Source organism: Paenibacillus sp. J22P15, assembly GCF_056269345.1.
This window is the reverse complement of record NZ_JBWDNT010000011.1, coordinates 124,109-149,066: the sequence shown is the minus strand read 5'-3', so window position 1 is coordinate 149,066 and position 24,958 is coordinate 124,109. Positions and strand designations below refer to the sequence as shown.

Here is a 24,958-nt window from a genome sequence, read left to right as displayed (position 1 = left end):
AATGCAGACTCCGTATGACATAGTCGTTACATTGAAGATCAATTCGTGATTTCAACCAACTTCCATACTTGAGCGTACGAACCATTGAAGGAGTATATTTGAACTTTGGTCCCATCCGCAGTTCCAGAACGGTCTACATCCATCGCTTTATCGCTTTTAACGTTCATTAATTTATAAATTTCGCCGTTGTTGAGGTTGAACACCTTCCAGTTCTGAGAGGTTTGATTGCTCTTTTCCGCAATGACTAAGCCTGTAGCGTCATTCACTCCTCCGCTTAATGTATCGAGCGCCTTGCCCGTGGCTGGATTAATGAGTTTATACGTCCCATCATTATTCGGGGTTATTGCCCATTTTTGATTATCTGCGCCTCGGTATGTGCCAATTTGTACATTTCCGGTAGCTGCATCTATTTGCAGCGCCTTATCGCTGTTTACATTAATCATCTTGTAAGTAACGTTCGCTTTAACAGGTCTGGTGAAACTCCATTTCTGCGAATTTCCACCGTCATCCGTCTGCATTACGGTTTTATTGCCTTCAATAGCAGCCAATACTTTACCGTTCTTCTTGTTCTTTATTTTATAGTAGCCGAATTCGACAGGAAGAATATCCCACGTTTGCTCGTCACTACCGTTTATCGGATTGATAATCGAATCTTCATCCGAAGCATCAATGTCGAGTGCCTTATTGCTACCTTCTTGAACGATAGTAAACGTCGAGCAAGACGGTCCTTTCAGCAACCATTTCTGACTTGTATCCTCTACATTCGTACCCATTTGTGTTTTTGTTCCATTCTCTGAATTTGCGCCAGGAACTTCGAGCACTAGATTGGTTGCTTTATTGGTTAGTTGATACGTCACGCCGGGAATCAATTGTGAACCCAACTCTTGGTAAGACGGCGGTACATCATCAGGTGATGTTCCCCAATTCACATTAGGCTGATCATCCAACCAGAATTCCAACGTTCCTCCATCAGCTACCTGTTCATAAGACACCCAAGTGTTTGTAGTTTCAATACCATTCAATTTCATTTTTTGAATGTAACGGGCAGTGTCAGATGCGCCGTGCCCCAAAATTTTGATCGTATTACAGTTAGGCAAGTTGATCGTAATTTCCGGGAATAATGGAGCATTCACTGTAAAGCCCCCAACGCCCGGGATAAAAGGATAAATTCCCATTGCGGCAAAAACATACCATGATGAAGTCGCGCCGGCATCATCGTTTCCAACAATTCCACCAGGACCGTCATGGAAGAGCTCATTCATCACTCTACGCACGACATCCTGTGTCTTATACGGAGCACCGGCAAAATTATAAGTCCAAGGTCCGCCGAAACCCGGTTCATTTCCCATAAAGGCATGCGGCTTATCCGTGCCTACGTTGAGTTCTTGGAAAAAGAAATCAAGTCGCTTAACGGCTTCATCATTGCCTCCCATTTTTTCAATAAGTCCTTTGATGTTATGAGGAATCATCCACGTCATTTGAGCTGAATTGGCTTCGTGAAAGCCTCTATGGCTACTAGGATTGAATGATGCCTCAAAATTGCCGTTGCTTAATTTTGGTTGAATATATCCGGTCTCCGGGTTAAAAGTACTCATCCAGCTTTGTGAACGGTTCAAGTAAGTATTGTATTTTTCCATGTCGCCTAGGGATTTGGCAAACTGGGCAATTGCAAAGTCTGATGAATTAAATTCCAACGTAATGCTCGCGGATTGCCCACTTTTATCGATAGGAATATATCCATAAGACAGGTAATCCGCCAGACGTTCACGTGGATTGATAGGCGATGGAACCGTTCCTGTCTTATCCAAAACCGCTAATGCATCCTTCGTATTGAAATTCCTCGCTCCGAAAGCGTAAATGCTCGGTATCATGGCCGAAACCGGGTCTCCGGACATTACATAGGTTTCCGTATTGGCTATTTGCCATAACGGTAAATAACCATCGCGTTGAATCCCGTTATTCACGAGCGATTGCGCCATATCCCCCGCTTCCGTTGGAGCCAGAATAGCAAGAAGCTGCATCTGAGATCGGTAGGTATCCCATGCTGAAAATAATGAATAGTGCGTATAGCCTTCCGCTCGATGTACCTTTCCGTCGGTGCCCATATAGTCTCCGTTCACGTCACTGAACGTACTGGGATGCATCATGGAGTGATACAAAGCAGTGTAAAACTTCTTCTTTTCTTGTTCCGTACCCCCTTTTACTTGAATGGTATTTAACTTTTGCTCCCATCTGGACTTAGCTTCATTCTTGATACTGTCAAAATCCCAACCTGCATTTTCGGTTTTCAAGTTTAATTTTGCGTTTTCCACACTGGTATAGGAAATGCCAATCTTGACAAGTACTTCTTGTTTGGAAGTTGTATTGAATTGCACAAATGCCCCGGCATTTTTAACATTTTTACGTTCCTTTACGGTAGTTGAAACGTCTGATCCTGCCCAAGTGCCTGAATTTGCAAACGGCTGGCTAAATTCCGCAGCAAAATAAACATTATACTTTTTATTTTCCGCCAAGTTTGAGCCGTAACCAATTTCGCAAAATCCGCCCGTTCTAGTCCACCCGGTCACAACGTTATTGCCTTCAATATTGACTTCTCCGCCATAGACGTCGGCGCCGGCTACTCCTGTATTAATCAACACCGTTGCTTCATTCGTTGCTGGGTAAGTGAATCTGCCAAAGCCCGTACGTAAAGTAGACGTCAGCTCAGATTGAACGGCGGAACCATCCAGAAGCACGCTGTAATATCCTGGGGTTGCCGTCTCGTTAGCATGCTTGAAAGTGGAAGCGTAATCCCCGAAATTTGTCCCTGGTGACTTGACAATTTGTCCTACAACAGGCATGATCGGCAATGCTTGTCCGATCCTGCATCCAGGTCCGTCCACATGAGTCATACTAAATCCTTGTATCACATTTTTATTATAATCGTACCCGCCGCCAGCAGGTGAATTACCGCTATAACCGTTATCCGGACTCCATTGAACCATTCCGAAAGGCACGGTAGCACCCGGGAACGTATTCCCAATGTTACCGCCAAATCCGTTCGAAAAACCAGTATCAACTTCCTTCGTACCGACAAAAGGATTGACATAATCCGTTAAACTGCGATCAGCGCCTCTGATTTGAATATTATCGAGGAACCCCCGAAATGTGCCTGGAGAATCCGATTTTTTGTATGAAATCAGAATACGCTTGATCGTTTTGCCGGCAGCAACGGAACCGATGTCGGACGTGATAAAGTTCCACGAATCCAGTGCCAGTTTCCCGCCTGCCCCTTGATTCTGTGGATCCAGCTTAATGCCGTACTGATCTACAGATCCGACATCGTGCAAGTAGGAGCCATCATCGAACGCAAGATCCACGGTGACATAGGTGCTGTTATTCCCATTGTCTACTACATTCCCATTCGTATCTGATTTTCCTTGGGGATAAATCCAATACGATAAGGAAGTAGCAGTCTCTACAGGAATATTTACATCGAACACTTTATTGTAGGCAAAAGACTTGCCTGTACCTGCGCTTTTACCGGAATATACTAGTGCCTTTTGACCGGATTGGTGAATCTCGCCGGAAGTGTCCGTCTCCATCCCGTTTAGTTGACAACATATTCCTTCAACATTCAGACTGCTTTCCGATTCGTTTCTCCACTTCGGTTGAATATCTTGATCTTCGAGACCGGAATGGAAATTTGCGGCTTTCGCTTCGACTTTTGGAACGGGGGCAAACGAAAAATTTAGAAATCCTGACAATAGAACAAAACAAAATATGAAATGAAACCATTTTCGTATAGTCCTTTTCTTCATCTAATGAATCCTCCTCGGTTTTTCTTTTCCTAGTTCTCATTGTTGTTCAATAACATAATTCAAATTGTTTAATAACGGACATCCACCGATGTGGGCTTTGGCGCCTGTTACATACAAGCCGTTTCCGTTGCCTTCTACTGCTGCATTGTACTTTGCATGATAACCTCCTTATAGTATCGACCTCTTTCTTAACAAATTGCTTTGTAAACGCTTTCTATTATATGGGTCTTTGACCGTTCAGATAATGTATCAGATCTATCATTTATACCGTTGTGAAGCCTAAAAAGCCCGTTCGGTACGGCTCTGACGATAGAATTTGAACGCGAAGTACGGCTCAATACCGGTCGAAGTGCCGACCATCGAACATGTGCTTCCCGTCGGCGCTTGACAGTGACTTTCCGCATGCCCATCTCGGCAATCGCTTTACCCACTACCTCCAATGTTATTTTGGCTTGTTTGCGGAGTGAAGTTCGTCATGCCAAAGGGCGCAGTAACAAATGGCACCAAACCTGCGAATTCACTGTTGCCTTTAAAGTTGTTCGAACCAATAGTGGATTCACATACTTCACTAAATCCTGTAGTTGGACAGGACTGTTGACAGGATTGATCGGATCCTCCGCTGCTCATGCATAATTTGGTAAAGTCGAAAAAACGATAATGGCCGCAAGCAATAAACTCAAATACCTTTTCATTTCATTACCCCTTCATTCCGATTTATTTTGAAAGCGCTTAATAAGATTCTAATCGAACAGGACAATCGCAATAAGGTGGTAAATCTATCTTTTCTTCCTATTTATCACCCAAACGAAATGCAATCAGGTATGCCTTTTCCGGTATTCTAACGGGGTCATTCCTGTATTCTTCTGAAACCATTCGCTGAAATAACGCGAATTGGGATATCCGAGCGCTTCGCCGATCTGATACACTTTCATGGTACTATCCACCAGCAGGCTGCATGCTTTTTCAATGCGCAACCGGGACAAGTATTCGCTAAACGAATGACCTATTTCCTGCCGGAACAACCGGCTCAAATAGTTTGGGGTCACTAATAGTTCATCGGCGATGACAGCCAGCTGGATATCTTCGGCAAAGTGTTCGTGAATATAGCCCAGCGCCTTCTTGATCAGAAATGAGCTCGGTTTTTCCAACGGTTCAATGTTGTCGTCATACGTCGTTGATGGAACTCCACCCAAGGAACAGAGCGCCTTAGCCTTAAGCAGCGCGTTTTCGATATCTTCCACATCCGTAGGCTTGAGCAGATATTCGACTGCTCCGAGCCTCAGCGCTTCCTGAGCGAATTTAAAATCGCTGTAGCCGCTCAGAAATATGACCTTGACGCGGGACAAGTCTTCAGCCTCGCTGTTGCGAAGCCGAGCGACCAGTTCGAGCCCAGTCATATTCGGCATGCGTACATCAGAAAGGATAATGTCAACCGGGTCTTCCCTTAGATAGTCAAGCGCATCTGTACCATCCTGACAAACATTAACGAGCTCAATGCCGAGTTTATTCCAACCGATATGTTCGCGCAGCCCTTCCCGAATCCATCCTTCATCGTCGATGATCATGGCCCTGCATTCCACATGAGTCATCTCGCTTTCCCACTTTCCCAACTGATCTTTTCTACTAGATTCCGAAGTTCGGAAGCTGCTAATAGCAAAGTGCTTTTTGGGTCTTCGTGCAAAGTTAATATTTTTGCTAACGCATCATTAACAATTTCAACCATAGCCGGGTAGTACGTCAGGGAAGGTTCATGTTTTGCTGTCTTCATACTTTCCAAAATAAGAGCAAAATCAGGTCTCCTCTGGACGATTAATGAGTCGGATAAAATCGAACGCCTCGCGGGTACTCCGCCATAATGGGCATAAATGGTCCCACCGCGCTTGCCTGTTGCAAATTTTATAAATTCCCAAGCATCCTCCTGACGCTTTGAATTCGCGTTAATCGCCAGCATCCATCCGTGCTGAAACGGCGTTCGGCTGATTCCTCCACTCTTATCCCGAATTCCCGGAATCAAGGCAATCTGAATCACGTCTTTATACGGAGAATTGCTATTTCTAATCAGATCGAACGCTGAATTCCAATACGGGGCTGCCATCGCGACTTCTCCCGCAAGAAGCGCGTCCCTCGTTCTGGTGAAATCCCACATGATCATGTCTGACGGTACGATTCCTTCTTGGACGAAACGGTTCAAGAAGGTGCCTGCCCACAGAGAGCCTTCTTGATCAAAAAGCACTTGCCCCGTTTTCTCCTCAATCATGTCCCCTCCAAAAGTCCAGAGCAATGAAGCAAAAATTTTGGACCGTTCCTCGGGAACGACAGCTGGCATTGCCAGTCCCCACCTTGTAGGTGATGCTTCGTTTTGCAGCTTCGAAAAATTCGCCGCAACGGCATAAAGCTCTTCCCAGGTTTCCGGCGGCGATGGGATTAAATCCGAACGGTAATAAAGGAAATGAGTGCTGATGTCCGTCGGAAGGGCAAATGTTGCATTTTGGAATCGATAAACCGATAAATAATCGTCTATGTCAAACGTTTGCTGATCCGTATATCGCGAGTCATTGATAAAAGGATCCAGCGGTTGCAGCGCTTTAGCGGCAGCAAATTGCGCGATGGAGGTATTTGGCAAAAACACGACATCCACCGCGTTCGTTCCGGCAAACAGCTGCGTACCCATCGAAGTAAAGTAAACATCTCGACTCAATTCGACAAAATCAATCTGGATGTCCGATTCCGCCTCGAACACTTTAGCGATTTGGCGCAGACCTGCCGATTCGGAACCGGTTCTGATCAGCACCTTCACCGTCCTCTTTTCGCTAATCGCTGCTGGCTGCTCAATCGTTATTTGATTCATAAACACGATTCCACCTACAGCCCAGAGGAAAATTAAGATCATAGAAATTAACGAAACATAAAGGATTCCGTTCATCTTAGGTATCATGAGGATCATCCGCCTTTTCAGAAGCAAGCCATTCACGGTACGGTATGGTAACAGTTACAACCGTCCCATCTATTGGATTAATCTCGAACCGTAATCCATAATCCTTGCCAAATACAAGCTGAATGCGTTGATGAACGTTACGCAGGCCCACATGCTCACTTGGTTGTTTCTCATTCAGTAATCGTTGAACGCGATCCAGATCCAATCGCCTTCCTGAGTCAGCAATTGAAATGCAGACACGCTCACCGATCTTAACGGCTACGATGGAAATCGTTCCGCCTTCATTCGATTTTGAAATCCCATGCTCAATCGCGTTTTCAACCAATGGCTGCAAAATTAACGGCATAATCATACTGTTTTCAATCGAATCTTCTATGGATAGGTGATATTTGAACTTATCCTGATACCGATAAGATTGGATAACCAAATAATTTTGAAGATGCTCCATCTCCTGTTTCAGTGTAATCCACTCTCTTCCCGAGTTTAGAGTAGATCTGAAGAACCTTCCGAGAGCCGTTACCAGCTTGCTCACAGATTCCGCCTTGTATTTCATAGACATCCAATACATTGTATCCAACGTGTTATACAAAAAATGAGGATTAATCTGCATTTGAAGCGCTTTCAGCAAGCTTTCCCGCTTTTCTTGCTCTTGAATTTCATTTTGTCTAATGAGCTCGCTAGTTCCCCAAATCAACCGATTAAAACTCCGGTTCAAAATGTTCATTTCTCGAATTGGACTATACGTTTCTTTCAAAACTTGCAATGATCCAGAAGACATATGGCGAGCTAGATGGATAACCGGGGTAGAAATTGAAAAGGCGAGCAGATAAGAAATAACAATCGAAACGATAGCGCCTAGCAAAGTCATCAAAAGCAGGTATTTTAAAATTTGTCGATTCGTATCGGTTAATTCGTTTAAAGGAACAATCGCCGTCATTTTCCATCCGCTTACCTCGGAACTATGAAAGGCTAACAGCCACTGCTTATCAACAATTCTATATCCTCGCTCCTCATTGGCTATGACAGCGATTACATCATTAAGTTCTGCATTGTCCATCACTTGACGCTCTTGCTGATAGATCCGGTCGCCTGAGCGATCCGCTACAAAAATGGCCCCTGTCGCTCCGATTTGAACATTGCTCAAATTTTCCTGGATAAACCTGTCGTTGAACTGAATAAACAAATAACCTTTTAATTGGCCGGAGTTGCTGTCAATTAAACGACGCGCCGCAGTAACCGACTCCTTAATCGGCGTATCGAATCCCCCCTTTGGATGATAGATCTCCCTTTTTTTACTGAACCAATGAAGTTTAAGTGGGCTTTTGTCGATCAGATCAACGACATATTCATAATTTTCAATATCCAGTTGATTGTATGACGTGAAGCTATTTTCGGTAGACAGGATATTCATCTCAGGAGTAATGAAATGTACTGCCCGAATATATTCTAGCCTGCCTCTAAACATATCAGAGTAAATTTTTCCCTTAAAACGTTGGCTCGCCTCGAATATTTGATACGGCGACCCTAAAGCACCGTCAAGAAAATCTAGACCGGTCGTTTGATCATACAGCAATGCCCAAGTTAAACGGTCAATTTCCGCCAAATTGGCATCCATAGCTCGCTGGGTCTGTTCAACGGTCTGAAGCAAATAATGGCTCATTTGTTTCTGAATAATTTCATTTTCCTTATAATATGTAGTCAAAGTGATAAACAACTGCGGAATCAGCATCAACGTAAGGAAAGCAATAAGCAATAATTTGCGAATCGAAACGGAGTGTATGGGCTTAACGAAGATGTCCACCATGCTTTCTGCGATTGAAATAAGTTATTCGTGTTATGAATAACGCCGACGGTAATCGCCCGGAGAAATTCCTTTCATCTTCTGAAATTTATCATTAAAATGCCGCGCCGAAGAATAGCCGCACAATTCTCCGATTTCATAAATCTTGAAAAGGGTGGTCGTCAGCAATTGGCAGGCATGCTCGATGCGTATTTGGGCCAAATAATCCTGGAAGGATATTCCTATTTCTTTACGAAACAAACGGCTTAAATAATTGGGCGAAATGTAAAGAACATCCGCAACATCTGTTAAAAGAAGCTCTTCCGCGTAGCGTTCACGGATGATATCCACCGATCTTTTTACAAGAATCGACTCGGGCTCATCATTGACATCGTTCATCGGCAAGAGTTCTGAACTATGATGGAGCTTAGTCCAGTTATCCCATTCATTCTTTACCATTTGAAGCACCCGGGATAGCTCCTCGATTCCGGCAGGCTTCATTAAATAGTCGACAGCGCCAAGCTTAATTGCTTCCTGGGCATAATGAAATTCATCGTAACCACTCAAAAAAATAATTTTCGTAGGAAATGGCTTCTGTTGAGATTTCAACCTGGTCGCCAATTCTAATCCCGACAATGTAGGCATTCGTATATCCGATATTAAAATTTGCACGTCGTGGCTGTTCAAATAATTCAATGCTTCCAAGCCGTTCTCGAAAGCACCAACTAGTTGTATGTCCAAAGATGACCAATCCACATGATTTTGAATCCCTTCGCGAATCCAAACTTCATCGTCGACGACCAACGCTTTGCATTGATCTAATTCCATTATAGCCCCCTGTTTCTTTTGGAAGATTTCGAGAAATAAGTTAATGCTATTCATTTCTCACAAGAATAGCTTTCACATATCTGCTTCCTAAATCAATACCAACAACATATTTCATAATCCTCTCCTATCGTTAGTGTCCCTATCATACATTTTCGTACTTACAGAACAAACTACAATTAATTCGGAAATCTCTAATTTTTAAATAAACCACTCTTTTTAAAACAATTCCCACTAAAAAATTACATGAAATACCTATTGATACCTAAAAAACCTTACCTAGTTGGTCAGGCCTGGAATAGTTTTTCAATCGTTTTCCTTCATAGAATCTCATATTTATACGATATTCTATGATTTCTTATTGCTTTCTTCAAAAAGCATTCACTTACATGCTTAGGTTGCGCTGACGGTAATTAACTTATTAATAAAAAGGATCAACGATTCATCGCATAGAATGGGACTGACCCCATAGCGTGAGACAAAGCTATCGTTACCCGTCCCTCGGTTTTAAGGGTTTATTTCACATATACTCGCTCATTCGTTGGATTTCATCACCTTGAATCAGATCAATCTCAGGAAGTAGCACAGCTAATACCCATTGAGGGGGTTGGCTGGGCATGCGTTAATAGAGGAATTGTTAGGAGATATTCCCCAGTCTACTTCTACTTCGCGCATACTCCACGAATCCCCTGGAGGTTCACCCTCCCGGATCTCTACGGGTCACTGACTTTACATTCCTTCGTTATGCTTGTGTGTAAAGACCGATAGTTTTTAGCGGATGGGTCTGAGCCCTTTTAGGTAACGAACTCGGTCCTACGTGCTTTCTTTGTGAAATCCCCCGAAAGAGTCAAAATTAACACTCTACAGGAATGCTATCGTCTCCTGTTAGCTGAATTAATCGTAAAATTAAAACCGCAGCTATTTCTTAGCCTCAACAGGAATGTTTAGTTCAATAATTTTATGGTGCAGTTCACTGAAATGATTCAAAATATTTTAAATGTATGGTGCATAATCCCTTAGGTATGATAATCTTGTCTCTTCGTATGTCGGAATTTCTATCAGTTCCACACTCTTAATATCCATTTGTAAAAAATCTTTAGCAAGTATTCCTATACTTTTAAGGATTTCATCTATATCCCAATAATTTAACAACTTAGACCACATATAAATATAAATAGGTTTAATACCTTTTTCATTTATTGGTGCAAAGTGGTCCACTTGGTGCAAAATATCTTCATTATCCCTTGGATATATATAAATGTAATAAATATCCTTCCTGCCTACTAAAAAGCCTTCAATTTCATCGCACATTTCTTTATCTTCTATTTTATCAAGATCGTTATTCACTAGATTTTTGAGGCAAGACTCCGTCAGAAGTTCAAAATACCCTAAATAATTGTTTTTACCCTTATCAGTGTAAAGTGTAATTTCATCATTACAGCTTTTATCGCAGAATCATACTACTCCATACCAAAATAGCCAATGTCGAACATGGGCATATATCGTATTCATAATAAACCCGCATGAACACCGGCGAAATATTTAATGATTCCTTCCATTTTACTAGCGGTTGATTCATCGTGTCACCTCTTTCAAGCTCCTGTGCTGCTTGCTCTTGATGTTAACTTTACAGGTTTGTTTGCTTCATTTACATGTGATTTTATCCTTTAAAGTCGAATAATTTCGGAAGATAATAAATCAAGCAGCGTTACTCTCCTTCATGATTCGCTAATTTTCAACAAATGGGCTCGTCCTGTTTCTTCGATCGTGTAACTTCAAATAAAGTCGAGATTCTATTAAAGTGTTCATGCCTAATGCAGTTCGCGTAAACTTAATGAGTTGTTTGAGATACAGAAAACAAGTGCTGTACGTTAGTAGTCTTAGAAAAAAAGCTTTCAAAACCACTCGTCGAATCGAGGAATTGAAGGCTTGAGTTGCGAACGTATTATTTCCCATTGGTGACACGCCATTCGTTCAGCTGTTTTTGTTTTTCTGAGATCACCTGATGTACGCCGGCAGTTTTCAATTTGCCGATAAATTCGGGGTAGATTTTGTCTGGGTCGGCAGTCCCCGTCGTCAATGCGGACAAATACTGATCGATCACGATATGACATTGCTCCATTTCCGATTTGACGATTTCCGGATTAAATGAGAAACCCAAGATCGGGGATACGTCGGAAGTTTTATTCAATTGATCCCACTTCTCGGTCGTATCGTCCGGATCGTTCTCTGTTTTCCATAAAATCAAATTGTTCCCGAACACCCATGGAATATTCGGATTGTATCCGCTATCTTTGATGCGTTCAATGCGCGTATCCGTTATTTTCTTATAATGAATGCCTTCGATCCCAAAATTCAATAAGTTGGCAATCTTCGGATCGTTGTTCAACAGCTCAAGAAACATCATTGCCCTCTCTGGGTTCGGGGATGTGCTCGAGATAGCCGTAATCGCAGCAGCTGCTCGGTCCGTCGTTATGATCGGCTTTGTGAAACGTTTCCTGTACCAATCGACGCCCGTAATCGATCTTAGTCCTCCGAGCACGGAAGGATCTTCCGTCGAATCAAACGTTTGATAAGCGGGCATCGCGATTGCATATCTGGCTGCTTTCCGGTCAGCAGCAATCTCTTTCGTTGTGGAAGCGTCTTTGCGGAAATACCCTCTTTCATACCACTTTCTAGAACGGGCGATAAATTCCTTGAATTCCGACGACTCGTACTGATTCACGACATTCAAATTTTTGTCGTTCAAGCGAACCCAGCCGGGCATTTTCTGATCCCCGATAACGTCGAAGCCGTATAGCGGCGCCGCTCCTATAAAGATGTCTCCGGTAATTGAATACTCTAACGGAAATTTGTCCGGCTCGCCTTTTTTCACAGCTTCCATTAAGGGCTCTAGATCATCAGGAGTTTTCGCGTTTTTCCAATCGAAATGGTATTTGTCCGCTATCTCTTTCTGCACGTCAAATCCATAGCTCGTCGCCATGATTTGGTAATTGACGACTCCGTACATCCTACCATCTATTTGAACCGCGTCCCAAATGTTAGCCGGTACCCCCGCCTTCGTCCCGGCGCCATAACGGTTAAGCAATTCGTCAATCTCGACATAAGCTCCTTTGGACGCATTTTGAAAATAGCTGTTGATCCATGTCGACGTAAACGCTAGATCGAACGTTTTTCTCGAAGCGATAATCGAGCTCATCTTTTTATCGTAATTACCCAGATCGATCGCATTCAATTTCACGGTGGCATTGATTTGGGGCTTAATCAACCTGTTCAGCTCATCGTTGACTGCCTGCAAATCCTTTTGGGCAGGCGCGGGAAAGTAATAATCCAACTCCACATACGGAAGTTCCTTAGGCTTTGTTCTATTTAAATCTTCCGTTAATTCCGCAGGTTTGCTAGAACCGCATCCCGAAAGCAAAGAGGTTACTATGAGCATAATAGTTAATATTAATTTGGGCCGCCAAAACTCCGTTCCCACGATCCTCTCCCCCCCTCTAACGAATCAAGCTTGAATGAATACGCCTGCATTTTACGGTGTTTTACACTCAAAACTAATACAATAACATACGATAACATACAAAAATATCACAAATTGTACTTTTTCTTACACACTATAAACATTACAAATAAAACCAAACTACCTATTTGATTGTGTAAAAAGAAGGAGACATGACTTATGCAGTTCGCGAGATTATTTAGGAATTACAAGTCGTTTTCGTGAATTCCGGGAATTTTCAACCGATGATTTGTGCGTAGTGTTTATAATTGAGACTAAAACCCTAAAAAAATCCCATAAATTATACTAATAACTGAGACTTTTTATATCATATGATGAGACTTGTCGTACTTTTTATATGTATAAATGAGACTTATCTTCCCCTCTAGAGTAATAACATTCATGCTGTCTGTTTTAGAGGATTATAGGGATTTAATTAGGGTTCTACAGAAAAGAACTCCGCGCTAACAGCCGCGTCAATCTTTGTCCTTCAATAGCCGATCCTCCTAGTCTTCAGGCACGATACGGAAATAATGGATAACTCCAGACAAGGTTTTCCATCCAGTAAAAACTGTTTGTTTTGTGCTCTAAAAACAGCCATGATGATTCTTCCGGCATGGTTCAGATAAGTTCTCAGATTGAAAATATATTACAATGAATTGACCTTTACGTTCGGTGCCTTTTATTAGATTTGAAGTAACGCTTTATTTCAAGCTGTCCAACAGTGTTTTTATTTGAGGGTTAAGGTTCAATGTATTCAGAACGATCGTAAGCGCCTCTGCCCGTGTGGAGTTGCCCTTCGGATCAAATAAACCATTTCCCTTGCCGCTGATAATGCCTGCTTTTGCCGCATCCTTGATTTGGTTTGCTGCATAAAAGCTTGCGCTTGCTATATCCGCAAAGTTGCCCTTGGAAGCATCTTTGTCCACTTTGCTTAAGTCCACAATACGGGATAGAATAATAACCATTTCTTCACGGTTAATCGTTTTGTTCGGCTTGAACGTCCCGTCTCCATATCCGGTAATCACTCCTGCACTAGCTAGTTTCTCAATGGCGTCTTTAGCCCAGTGGCTGTTAATATCGTTCAGAACTACCGACTGATTGCCGCCGATGATATCGAATACACTGAAAATGATCGCTGCAAATTCTGCGCGTGTAATGTTGCCGTTAGGATGGAACGTTCCATCCCCATACCCTTCGATAAAGTTCAGTTTCAAGAACGTACCGATGGTCTTTTCGCCCCAATGCCCTTTAATGTCAGCCATTTCAACCTTAACAACAGATTTATTAGCTTCCGCTACTTTGGACGAGATCCTATCAACCAATTTTGTTATATTAACAATGTCGCTCTTGAATACATTGCCCGCATGACTCGACGCTTTTATATTCACCGTTACTTTGCTTTTGCTTGAAACTTCAGTAGTCGCGATCTGCGAATTCACCATTTTCACGCTGTCCAGTACAATATCGGCCTTACCCTGACTAGCCGCACGAAATGTCAGCGTAGCCAACGTTACATCCCCGTTCTGGCCTGCGGTATTACCTAATTGCGTATGAGCGATTTGAATCTTATTTCCGTTCACAATAGGGTCCACGGCAAAGCCGCTGCCTTTGGTAACGCCCTTTACAAACACCAATCGGCTGGTATCATAAGATAAATTGACTACATATGCGTACAAATAGCTTAACTTCTTTCCGCTCACCATCACTTGGAAGTCATCGCCTACGGATATGCTCTTAACCGAAACTGACAGAGAAAAGCTCTGGCCGGAGCTTGCATGAGTTTCGACTTGAGGAAGTACGAGTACTGTCAAAAGCAATGCCAGACTAAATACGAGTAATTTTTTTATCATAGAACAATTCGCCCTTTCTGTACTCGGCTTAATTGCGGAGAGGGAATCAATAAGTTCGTCGTGGAACATATTCACCAAATTCGAGGTTTCGAAGCAGACAGATTCATTCCTTTCGCCAAAGCCAAAGTGCTGCCCATCAGTGTATTCAGGCAGAGTGGTATCTGGTTTCGACCAAATTGACCGTTTCCACGCTTTCCGTACCTGTATTCCTTACAAATCGATGAAGGGAGAGCATAGCTCTCCCCCTCCCCGATTCATTACCATTGTTTGAAATTGCTTTATTGCAAGATCGCTTTAGCTACGATAGCGAGATCTTCAATACTAATCTTACCGTCTTTATTGATATCCGCTTTCTCATTCCAGCCCTCTTGACCTTGTTGCTTGCCGTAAGCCGCTGCAACAAATGCCAAGTCTCCAATCGTGACGCCGCTTTGTCCATTGACATCTGCGGTAATCTTCTTACTGTCAAATGCTTGAACTGCAGCTTCCAATGCGGATTTCGCACTATCCACCTGCTGCTGAGAAGCATTCGAATCATTTGCAATCGCGCTAGCCGCATCAATAGCCGACTTCAATTGCGCTTTGGATCCAATCACATACAGACCGTCCCCATTTCCTTCCACTGCAGCATTGTGCTTAGCCTGAGCACTTGCGATCTGATCATTCAAGAGCGACTTATCAACGAGTTTACTAATTTGTATCTCGCGGGAGGCTCCGCCGACCTGCAGTTCATTCCCCTCTGCATTGGCAATCACAACATTGTCGACAGTAATTGTCGTTGCCTCAGTTGCAGATTTGGCTGTAAATTTGAATGTCAACAAATCGCCTTGGGCAAGTACCCCTTGGTTTGCTTCCACGCTGGAAGCAATAATCCGAATTTGACCCGGCGCTGTCTCCTCTTGCGCAATGACTTGGAATCCATCTTTCAGCGATGTAACCGAATCGAATTGCAAATTAGCTGGATTATAATGTAGAGTAAAATCTTGGGCATACATTTGCTGGTATACGCTTTGTGTTACGCCGGTCAATCCCATCTTTACATCAAATATTTGACCAGCTTTCACCTGCTGTAAGCCTGTCAATGTAGACTGAGGTATTGTTGGCGCTGCCTGCACGGTCACACTGATGCTTGTTGTCAATGCTACATTGTTCGGATTTACCACACCTTGAGGCAGGGTTACCGTTCCATTTACAGTGAACGTCTGTTCAGTCTTTTGGGCTGGATCATAGTTTGCAGCTTCTACATCCCATACCACATTGGCATTCACGTTTCCATTATCGGTTACCAGTTCTACGGTTGCAGGTAATCCAAGGGCTTCCGCAGTTTTTTCCGTGCCATTTATCAATCCTGTAATAGCTGCAGGTGCTGTGATGTTTGTAAAGACTTTGCTGTTCGCAGCTTCAAAGACATTAATCTCCGTAGCCGCTGCCCAGCCGCCAACGCCTGCCGTTGCTTCGAGCTTGACATATGATGCATCTGTCGGATCAAAAGTTGCTACTTTCTCCGCATTGTCGTTTGTCCAAGTTCCGCTTGCAACCTTAGTAAAGGTCACTCCATCCGTACTTACAAATACGTTATAGCCTGTAATATTTCCGTTGCTGCTGCCTCCTGATTGCCTTGGCAAGTAAGTGACTTTATCGATTTTGTAGGTTCCTCCAAGGTTTAAGGTAATCGATTGAGGGAGAACGTCAGATTTATTCCACTTTGTATGCCAAAGCGTCTGTGGGTTTCCGTCGATTGCCATGGATGCTGCATTGTTTTCCCCAGCAGTTTCCTGACTTGTCGCCGTTGCCGTCATTTGAGACTGCGGGATCCTCATAACCGTTGTTACGCTAATGCTTGTTGTCAATGGCACGTTGTTCGGATTTGCCACCCCTGTTGGCAGAGCTACAGTTCCATTTACAGTGAAGGTCTGTGTTGTCATTACAGTAGGATCATAGTTTGAAGCATCTACATTCCATGTTACATTGGCATTCATATTCCTCGTACTCGTTACTATGACGACTTGGGCAGGTAAACCTAGCGCCGCCGCCGTTTTGGCTGTCCCAGTGGGCAGTCCCGTAATATCGCCAGGCGCCGTGATGGCGCTCAGCTTCGGGCCTATCCCAAGCTTATCTTCCGCCTCTATCAGCACGTTGTAGTTGGTGATCCACTCTTTCTGCGTATCCGTCAAAGCATCATATTGGGCACGAATCGCTCTAACAGCGCTTTCCTTATCGAGTGTAACTTCGCCGATTGCCGCGATTTCATCAATAAGCGTTCTGCAATCCGTTGCCTTAACTTCGTTAATGCGCGCCTGCAAAAGCTCGCTCACCTCGTCTATTTCTTTCTGCTTTGCAGTTACGCTTTCCATCGTCCATCTTTCGTTTTTGCCGAAGTTCAGATCGCCCGAATTATTCAATCTTATGTTCGATTTTAGATTACCGGGCACGATATCCGTCCATACGCTAGTAGGTGCACGATACGACCACATAAAGTATTGCAAATCGCGGTATAGCTGGACAAACTCGTCTCTGTTGAATGGACCACTCTTCAAATTAGTCAAATAAACGTTTGTCGGTCCGCCAGTAAACTTGGTTCCGTTTGTTCCGTAATTTTCATAAACGCCCCCGCCGTACACATATCCAGCATCTTGTATGATTTCCCAAGCATCCTGGATCAGCCCATGCAGACCCTCTATTTCGACCAGCAGGCTCATTGCGACATCCAAGTTTTCCACAGCTTTATCAATATCTACCTGACTGTAAATGGTGTTATGCACATCTTTCTGGCTGAAAATATAAATCGCTTTGGATATCTGCTGCGTAAGATTCAGCCTCGAATATGGGGAATACTTATAGCTTCCGTCGTGTTTATATCCCTCTTCGAGTTCTTTCGCTTCATTAAGACGCTCCTGCAATGCTTCATAATTGTTGCTGCTGATATCAGTGGTGTCATTCGCCATAACCTTGAGATTAATGTTCACTCTCGCGAAATCACCATTGCTGGCGCTCGCTCTTGAAGTAACAAGAATATAACGATATTTGTTGCCTTCCGTTCTCAACCAAGAACGCGCATCGGGAGGATTGTGACCAGAATCGGCGGACTGTATTTTATTGAAATCCGATGAAAAAGTTCTGTTTCCGATGGCATTCCACGTATAACCACTTGCTTGATCATGATAATTGGGCAGCTGTTCGCTATAATTCATAATCGCTCCACCAAATTGTGGAAAAATCGTTGTAGGTACGTTAGTATCATATCCTTCAGTCATCCAAGCAATATACCAATCCTTTTTATCTAAACCAGCATTGGCCACTTTCGTTGTAGGTGCTTGATTCCAAAGCTTCGAAAAGTCGGGGGAGTTACCTAAAATCATAACAGTGCCTTTGTGATGGGCAGTATTCCCGACGCCGTAATTGATTTCAGTGATATCAAACTCCTTGCCAAGGTCGACAATAAAGTAATCGTCCGCGAAAGTTCCTGTCGTGTTCGGTGAACCGTCAGCGTTGGTCGGAGAACTGATATCCTGCCACAATTTCTCTCCTTCAGGCAATTCGCTCTGCTTATAGTTTCTACCCTCAGTCAGTCCAGTATGAAGAGATCCATATTGGCCGGGTTTTACAAGACTCTGGGCGTTTTCAAACTTTCCGTGACCGATGACCGTAGCGTTTTCGGCAACGTTGCGGTAGACCAGAGCCGACTCATATACTTCAACGGTTACGACCAGTTCCGGACTAGTTCCAGATGTCGTTTTGAAAGTGATTGTGAGCTTGCCCGCCTTTTTGGGCGTAATCTCATAATCATAATTCGTTATCTGTTTTACCTCAGCAGAATCACCATTTACCTCGTAAGAAAGAAAAACATCTTTCGGATTTGCGGGTGTAAAGCCTGTAATCTTTAACTTGGCAGGAGTCTTATTAAATTTACTTAATTCCAATCTGTCGTTAGTAGCACTTGATACAATAGACGTCGTTGCGGATGCATTTGCACTCGAAATTAGTTTTCCCGCCGCATAGCGTAGTCTGTCTAATATCGTTGAGTAGACCGCCGCATTCATTTCGTCCAAAGCCGTTTCCGCCTTCGAAATCGTATCCGTCAAAAGCTGAACCGAGCTTGCAGTTTTACCGTTTGTATCAACAGCGCGCGCTTTCACGATTTCTGCACGCAACGCTTCCGCCATGGCGTAATTCAACCCGAGCTCTTTCTTGGCTGAGCCATCAGGATAGGTTGTAATATTGAAATCAACCTTCCCGTTGTGGAGAATTTCCAGCGTATACACGCCATTTTCAAACAATTCTTTATGTTCATATTTGGGCGTTTCATAAATGTCTTCGATACCGTAAACGGCAGGGTCATAATCGATAAATGTAACTTCCGGCTTCTTAGTCTGGTTATACAACTTAATCGTAGTCTTACGGCCAGACGTTTCAAGGCTATCGTCGTTTCTAGCAGCGTATGTTCCGTCCGCCTGTTTTCTATAAGCAAGACTATAGAAAGGTGGCCACTGATATCCTCCGGGCATATTACGGTGGTCGATGATATAGTTGTTGAACGTGAAGTTCATACCCTCTTCCGACTCGTTCATATATCCGAAGCCGGCGATGGGCATCGTGATATCCACGCTTGTTGTCTTGTTTTCAACGGGCACAATTTTTGCCGTCTGCATTCTGTCCTTATTCGTTCGCGCATACGTTTCACTCACATAAGTGCTGTTCATGAACCACCACTGTGTTTCCGCCACGTTCTGTGCAAACGCCGTTGTACCGGGCAATGTGTTATCGGGATAGAGCGTGTCGTAATACGACTGATCCTGTTGCTTCGTAACGATTTCGATATCTGCATCGCGGAACAGCTGTAACACTTCTTCGTCAGTATTCAACGGCAAAGAGGGAATCAAGCCATATTTACCCGTAGCCTGATTTACACCAATTCCATTCAGTGTAGGGTCGATAGGCTTCCAAGTAAAGTCTGTATAATTCCTTATGTCACCGCCACCGTCACCCATACCGCCATACGCTGCACGTCCGAGAGCTACGGCCTGAGTGTTGGCAAGGACTTCTTCTTTTGACGGAATGGAAAGCCGACCATGCTCAATATCCTGATATAAAGGATAAATGACATTCATAGCCGTAGCGATACGTGTTCCATACGTATTCATCGCATAATAGCCCGCTTCAACGGCTGTAACCGTGCCGCCGTTCATCAAGGATCGCATCAGATTCATGGCGTACTGCGTATCAGGCGCATTCGTTCTGCTGGGCCCCGCGCCGTTAATGCTCGTTACGTTGCCATATCCCCACCAGTCAGGCGCGATGCCCCAGTTATCAGCGAATCCCCCGAGCCAAAGTCCCAGAATTGTGGAAGCGGTTTCGATATCAATAAAACTTTGCTTGTACATCAGAACAACGTTTTCTGAATTTGCTTGCATCGAATCGTACAGATACTGGTTATCCTGCAAATAATCGAAAAACAATCCGTTTTTGAACTGGCCGTTGTTTGAATCTTTCCAGAAAACGAACATTCCGTTTTCGGCAGAGAAGTTAATCGCGTCGGCTATATACGTAGACTGATTGCCATACACGTCTCCGCGCCAACCCATACTGTTATCAAGCTCCGCCATATTGAAACCGATAAAATGCTCGTAGTTGTCCGCCATGTGTTGGAATTCTTCCATAGGAATGAAAGCATCAGTTCTTGATTCACCCTGTATTTGCTGAATGATAAAGTCTACGTTGAGTTCTTCGCAGATATCCGCTAATTGATAGTATGTCTGCATCGTCTGCGTATAGTCATTATTTTTGGCTGTCCAATTGTAGGTACCGTCTGGATTAACCGTTCTGTTTCCTCCGGCGATTAATAGAATAACTAAAGATTCTCTCAAATCTTCCGGCGTTGCAGCGATGATATCTTCGATTCTATTAATGTTATCATCGTATTCGCCACTCTTAAGTGTCGGATCATTTTTGCCTTCGTTAGTAGTACTCGGTGTAGGGAAACCGTTGTCAGGATAATACGTAAACAGGTCCACGGGATGTTCATTATCGATCACCCGCCGCATTGGCGCTTTATTGCTCTCGTCTTTATTGCTCACGTCTTTATTGCTCTCGTCTTTTTCAGCCGCAAATGCTGTCGGCGATATAGGTGAAATTAGAAAGGCTGAAAACGACATGCATACTATCAGAATCACACTAATAATGCGGCGCAAAGGTTTTTGCATCAGTTCTCTCATGATAATCCTCCATAAAATAATAAATAGTTACCAACCACGATAATCCTTATACCTAAATTGGGACTTGACTGGTTAATTTTTTTCTGCACGAAAAATCAAGAATGTTCTTCTAAAAAGTCACAGGATTTATTAACTGAGTTTTGTAAAATATTATCAAAACCTTAACTTTCGCAGAGCGACTTGAAAATTGTCGCACCTTCACTGGCAGCGCGAATCATATCCATTACATATTGTGATTCGGGATACGTGAAGATCTGCTTCCACTCCCCATTCGAAGGATTCCATCCACCGAACAATTCACCGTAACCTGCTAGCTGCCATTGTCACCAATCCGAGCTGGTTCCCTAATTCCCAGCTAAGTCGGCAAGGAATAATCCTAAGCCTAAGCTTTCGGTTGATCGCTCTGTATATGATTCTTTATACAGAAAAGCAAAATTCTCTTTATGTGCTCTCATGGCATTGATTAAATTCGGATTATTCTGGATCCAATCCATCATCGTTCCATTCGGGCTAAAGATGTTCGTATCCGACCATACGAATAGTCCGCCGTATTGAGAAACCATGTTAAATCTTCGAATGACTGAGAACTATTTTGATGGCTTCCGCGGATCGATATGGCTTCTGGATTTCTAAATCTGGATTAGTCCGTCGATTAGTGGATTTTACATAAATGGTATTGAAAATTCCTAGCAAATCATCTAGCCTCTGCGACTGTTCCACCACTTGAGGAGCATTTATACCGTACTGCTCCACAAGTTGATACAATTCGTCCCTAGCTTCTTCAATTCGCTTTTGAAGCACGCACATTCGTATTCACGTCCTTTTCCGTACTCTCATGATTCCAATTATGCGCCTGTCAATTTCCTTGCCCATGAACCTGATTTGACAATGACAAGTAACAATGCCATAGCCGATAACAAGCCTTTCCATATCGCAATGTTTCCACCACTTCCGGTAAAAGAACCAAAAGTAACATTAGTTGCAATCGCAGCATAGATGACGCACCCGATAATAATAATGCCCTGCAGGCAAACGGCCGCATAATCCATAATGAATTTTTTTCCTGTACCCGAAATGGAGTCATGGATGAAAGTTGATATCGGTATCGGGGCGACAGCGGTATAAATCAGTAATTCGAATAGTCGTCCAAAAACGACGAGGATAATGACGCTCTTCACACCCCACAAGGCCCATCCAGTCGTGCAGTAATCAAATTTTTAACGATATCAGTGTTATCCAGATGATTTTCTGCAATGAGAAGATTCGTAGAATAAGGTGTCTGGTTCTCGAGTATTGATTTCCATAGTTGTGTTAATGTTGAAGAAACCGTGTAATAGAACCCAATCATGTTCAAGGGATGTGTATTGTTTACCGTTACACGCATTGCGGACTCTGCTTTTGCTTGTGAAATGAAATCATTCATGAAGCTAAGCAGCAATAGACATGATGTGAAAATAATATCTATAAGTACATCCGTGCTTTGATCGTAGTCATTTGAACTTCAGCTCCCATTTCGCATTATTTTTATCGCCTAGAACCAATCATTTTTGAACTTGCCATATTCACCCCCTCTTAGAATTAACGGTTTGCGGGCTTCATCGCTCTCATGCTTACGACCTGGTGTGCTGGAAGTTGAAATTTATATTGATAGCTATCGTAGGTACGCACGATTTGATTGATATCCATATTAGTTTTAAGGGGGACAACAGATCTAACACGGTAAAGGCCTCCACGATCCGATTTCAAATGCACTTCCGTCAGTTGGCCATTGTGCCATTCCATATCTACCGTAACACCGCCCCTGGCTCGGAGGCCGCGAACCTTTCCATTTGACCATGCGGCAGGAAGCGCAGGTAGAAGAAGTATTTCATCTGTATGGCTCTGTAAGAGCATTTCTGCAATCGCAGCGGTTGTCCCGAAGTTTCCATCAATCTGAAAGATGGATCGGGTATAATCAATTCGTGTATCGACCATATATGGATGACCGTCGAATAGATTCGTGAAGGTCGAGTTGCTGAATAAAGCAAGCATATTGTCGTGCGCTCTCTCCCCATCCCGCTGTCTTGCCCATAAAGCCATCGCCCATGCACAGCTCCAGCCTGTACGACCGCCACTGTGTAGCATTCGATATTCTAAGGATTTACGAATGGCATCGCTTAGTTCGATATGACGGTCTATTTGAATACTGGACCCCGGATACATGCCATAAAGATGCGATAAATGCCGATGTCCCGGTTCCCACTCTTCGTACTCATATAGCCATTCCTGCAGTCGACCGTCGCTTCCAATCTGTAAAGGGTGAAGTTTGGATATCGCCTCTTTTAGTTGCAGTGCAAATTCACAATCTTGATTTAGAACTTCAATCGCGGCAATACATTGCGTGAATAATTCACGAATCAGTACCAGGTCCATCGTCGCTGCTTTTGAGATGGCACAAGGCTCGCCATCAGATGTAATGAATTTATTTTCGGGAGAGGTTGAAGGATTTGTAATCAAGTATCCCGTTTCGTTATCGGAAATCAACCAGTCCAGATAGAAAAGCGCAGCTTCCTTCATAATCGGGAATGCTTCTTGCTTCAGGAATGTTTCATCTTGGTTGAAACAATAATGTTCCCATAAATGACTGCACAGCCACGCGCCTGCCATCGGCCAAAATGCCCATACCGCTTGCCCGCTCGCCGGTGAAGAATCCATCCAGAGATCCACGTTATGATGCGCTGCCCAACCTCTGCATTGATAATGAATAAGTGCCGTCCTCTTCCCATGTTGTGCCAACCGTTTGATCCATGCGAACAATGGCTGGTGACATTCTGCTAGATTGGTCGTCTCGGCGTGCCAATAGTTCATTTGAACATTGATGTTTGTGGTCCAATTGCTCCCCCATGGGGCTCTAATTTCACGAGACCAAATGCCTTGCAGACTAGCGGGTTGAGAGCCTTCCCTTGAGCTGGAGATTAGCAAATAGCGTCCATAATGAAAATAAAGAGCTGCCAACTCAGGATCTCTAGCGCCTTGATTGACCGCTTGTAAACGGCGATCTGTTGGCAGCTCAGAAATATCCGTATGCTCCAAAGATAGTTCAACTCTGGTTGATAGCGTTTCAAATTCAGAGGTATGCCTAGCCTTTAATGCTTCATAAGTCATCTTGCAATTGTGATCAAGCAAGCTTTGTACTAAATCTTTGAGATTTAGATCACGGTCATAGCCTTCCGAATGTAGCTCTGAATAATCAGTGGCAGCAGAGACGAATATCGTCACGGCATTGGCATTTCGAATCTCAATAACCGAATCCTGCTCATTCCATTGAACATTCCCTTGATCCGTAATCCATTTCATAGCCGTTACGAAACGAAGTCCCCTCCCTTCCTCGTAAATGATCGGATGAGGATGATCTTCGATATAATTCGGTTCAACATGGCTAGGACATTGGCCAATAAGTTTAAACGTCGATGAACGAGCGTCATATTCGATATCATGATTCAGCTGGCTATCTAACTTTAATGCGATCGATATTCCCTCTGGCTTGGAGCTCGTTAATCTTACAACCATACAGTGATCCGCGGCGCTCATGAACGCTTCTCTTGAATACGTCTCACCATCTATGGAAAAGACGGTAGTCGCGACTCCTGCTGTCAGATGTAGCGCGCGTTCATATGCTGAAGCGCTTTCAACTCGTGTAATGTGTTGAATGTCCAGACTGCCTAATGGCAAATAGCATTCATGCCATGGTCCAAGCATATACCGCTCTACAATTTCTTCAGCCTCTTTATATTCTTTCTTGAATATCAGGTCTCTGACCTGTTCTAGATGGCGAATCGCATCATAGTTGTTCGTATCCCTAGCGAAACCTGACCACAAGGAATCTTCATTTAAATCGATTCGCTCGTTATCAATACCCCCGTATACCATTCCTCCCATGAACCCATTTCCGATGGGAAATGCTTCTTCCCACGATGAAGCCGGTTTATCGTCCCAAAGTGTTTGGCTTGAATTCGTTCTTGACTCAATCATGATAGCCTCCTGCTTATACAGATTTTGAGGGATTGTCTTAAAT

General features: G+C 43.5%; 14 protein-coding genes. All 14 read right to left on the bottom strand.

All coding sequences use genetic code 11. The features are described 5' to 3' along the window. Positions 1 to 38: 38 nt before the first annotated feature. Positions 39 to 3,800: a GH92 family glycosyl hydrolase gene (locus tag AC0YN6_RS20725; protein WP_475749165.1), complete on the bottom strand. Its 3,762-nt coding sequence runs from the start codon at positions 3,798 to 3,800 to the stop codon at positions 39 to 41. Between the two features lie 815 nt (positions 3,801 to 4,615). Continuing rightward, a complete protein-coding gene (locus AC0YN6_RS20720) occupies positions 4,616 to 5,365 on the bottom strand; it encodes a response regulator transcription factor (RefSeq protein WP_475749164.1) in 750 nt (249 codons plus the stop codon). Between the two features lie 20 nt (positions 5,366 to 5,385). Next, complete coding sequence (locus tag AC0YN6_RS20715) at positions 5,386 to 6,648, bottom strand: ABC transporter substrate-binding protein (RefSeq protein ID WP_475749162.1); 1,263 nt, start codon at positions 6,646 to 6,648, stop codon at positions 5,386 to 5,388. 76 nt (positions 6,649 to 6,724) lie between these two features. After that, positions 6,725 to 8,539, bottom strand: coding sequence for a cache domain-containing sensor histidine kinase (locus AC0YN6_RS20710; RefSeq protein ID WP_475749160.1), 1,815 nt, complete (start codon positions 8,537 to 8,539; stop codon positions 6,725 to 6,727). Positions 8,540 to 8,569: 30 nt separating this feature from the next. Then, positions 8,570 to 9,343 (bottom strand): response regulator transcription factor, encoded by a 774-nt coding sequence (locus AC0YN6_RS20705; protein ID WP_475749159.1) that lies wholly within the window; start codon positions 9,341 to 9,343, stop codon positions 8,570 to 8,572. 990 nt (positions 9,344 to 10,333) lie between these two features. After that, positions 10,334 to 10,651 carry a hypothetical protein gene (locus tag AC0YN6_RS20700; RefSeq protein WP_475749157.1) on the bottom strand — a complete coding sequence of 106 codons (318 nt, stop codon included), beginning with the start codon at positions 10,649 to 10,651 and terminating at the stop codon, positions 10,334 to 10,336. Between the two features lie 634 nt (positions 10,652 to 11,285). Further along, positions 11,286 to 12,821 (bottom strand): ABC transporter substrate-binding protein, encoded by a 1,536-nt coding sequence (locus AC0YN6_RS20695; RefSeq protein ID WP_475749155.1) that lies wholly within the window; start codon positions 12,819 to 12,821, stop codon positions 11,286 to 11,288. Between the two features lie 722 nt (positions 12,822 to 13,543). Further along, a complete protein-coding gene (locus AC0YN6_RS20690) occupies positions 13,544 to 14,692 on the bottom strand; it encodes an S-layer homology domain-containing protein (protein WP_475749154.1) in 1,149 nt (382 codons plus the stop codon). 278 nt (positions 14,693 to 14,970) lie between these two features. After that, the gene (locus tag AC0YN6_RS20685; RefSeq protein ID WP_475749153.1) at positions 14,971 to 20,904 is read right to left on the bottom strand and encodes a discoidin domain-containing protein; all 5,934 of its coding nucleotides are present in this window, start codon (positions 20,902 to 20,904) and stop codon (positions 14,971 to 14,973) included. Positions 20,905 to 21,248: 344 nt separating this feature from the next. Then, positions 21,249 to 21,467, bottom strand: coding sequence for a glycoside hydrolase family 98 domain-containing protein (locus AC0YN6_RS20680; protein ID WP_475749152.1), 219 nt, complete (start codon positions 21,465 to 21,467; stop codon positions 21,249 to 21,251). A 1-nt stretch (position 21,468) separates the two neighbouring features. Continuing rightward, positions 21,469 to 21,711, bottom strand: coding sequence for a Spo0E family sporulation regulatory protein-aspartic acid phosphatase (locus AC0YN6_RS20675; RefSeq protein WP_475749150.1), 243 nt, complete (start codon positions 21,709 to 21,711; stop codon positions 21,469 to 21,471). A gap of 38 nt (positions 21,712 to 21,749) precedes the next feature. Next, a complete protein-coding gene (locus AC0YN6_RS20670) occupies positions 21,750 to 22,082 on the bottom strand; it encodes a hypothetical protein (RefSeq protein WP_475749149.1) in 333 nt (110 codons plus the stop codon). Further along, the gene (locus AC0YN6_RS20665) at positions 22,079 to 22,327 is read right to left on the bottom strand and encodes a hypothetical protein (RefSeq protein WP_475749147.1); all 249 of its coding nucleotides are present in this window, start codon (positions 22,325 to 22,327) and stop codon (positions 22,079 to 22,081) included. The genes AC0YN6_RS20670 and AC0YN6_RS20665 overlap by 4 nt, the downstream gene beginning before the upstream one ends. A 155-nt stretch (positions 22,328 to 22,482) precedes the next feature. After that, positions 22,483 to 24,915, bottom strand: a complete 2,433-nt coding sequence (locus tag AC0YN6_RS20660; protein ID WP_475749145.1) for a glycoside hydrolase family 95 protein — start codon at positions 24,913 to 24,915, stop codon at positions 22,483 to 22,485. Positions 24,916 to 24,958 lie beyond the last annotated feature (43 nt).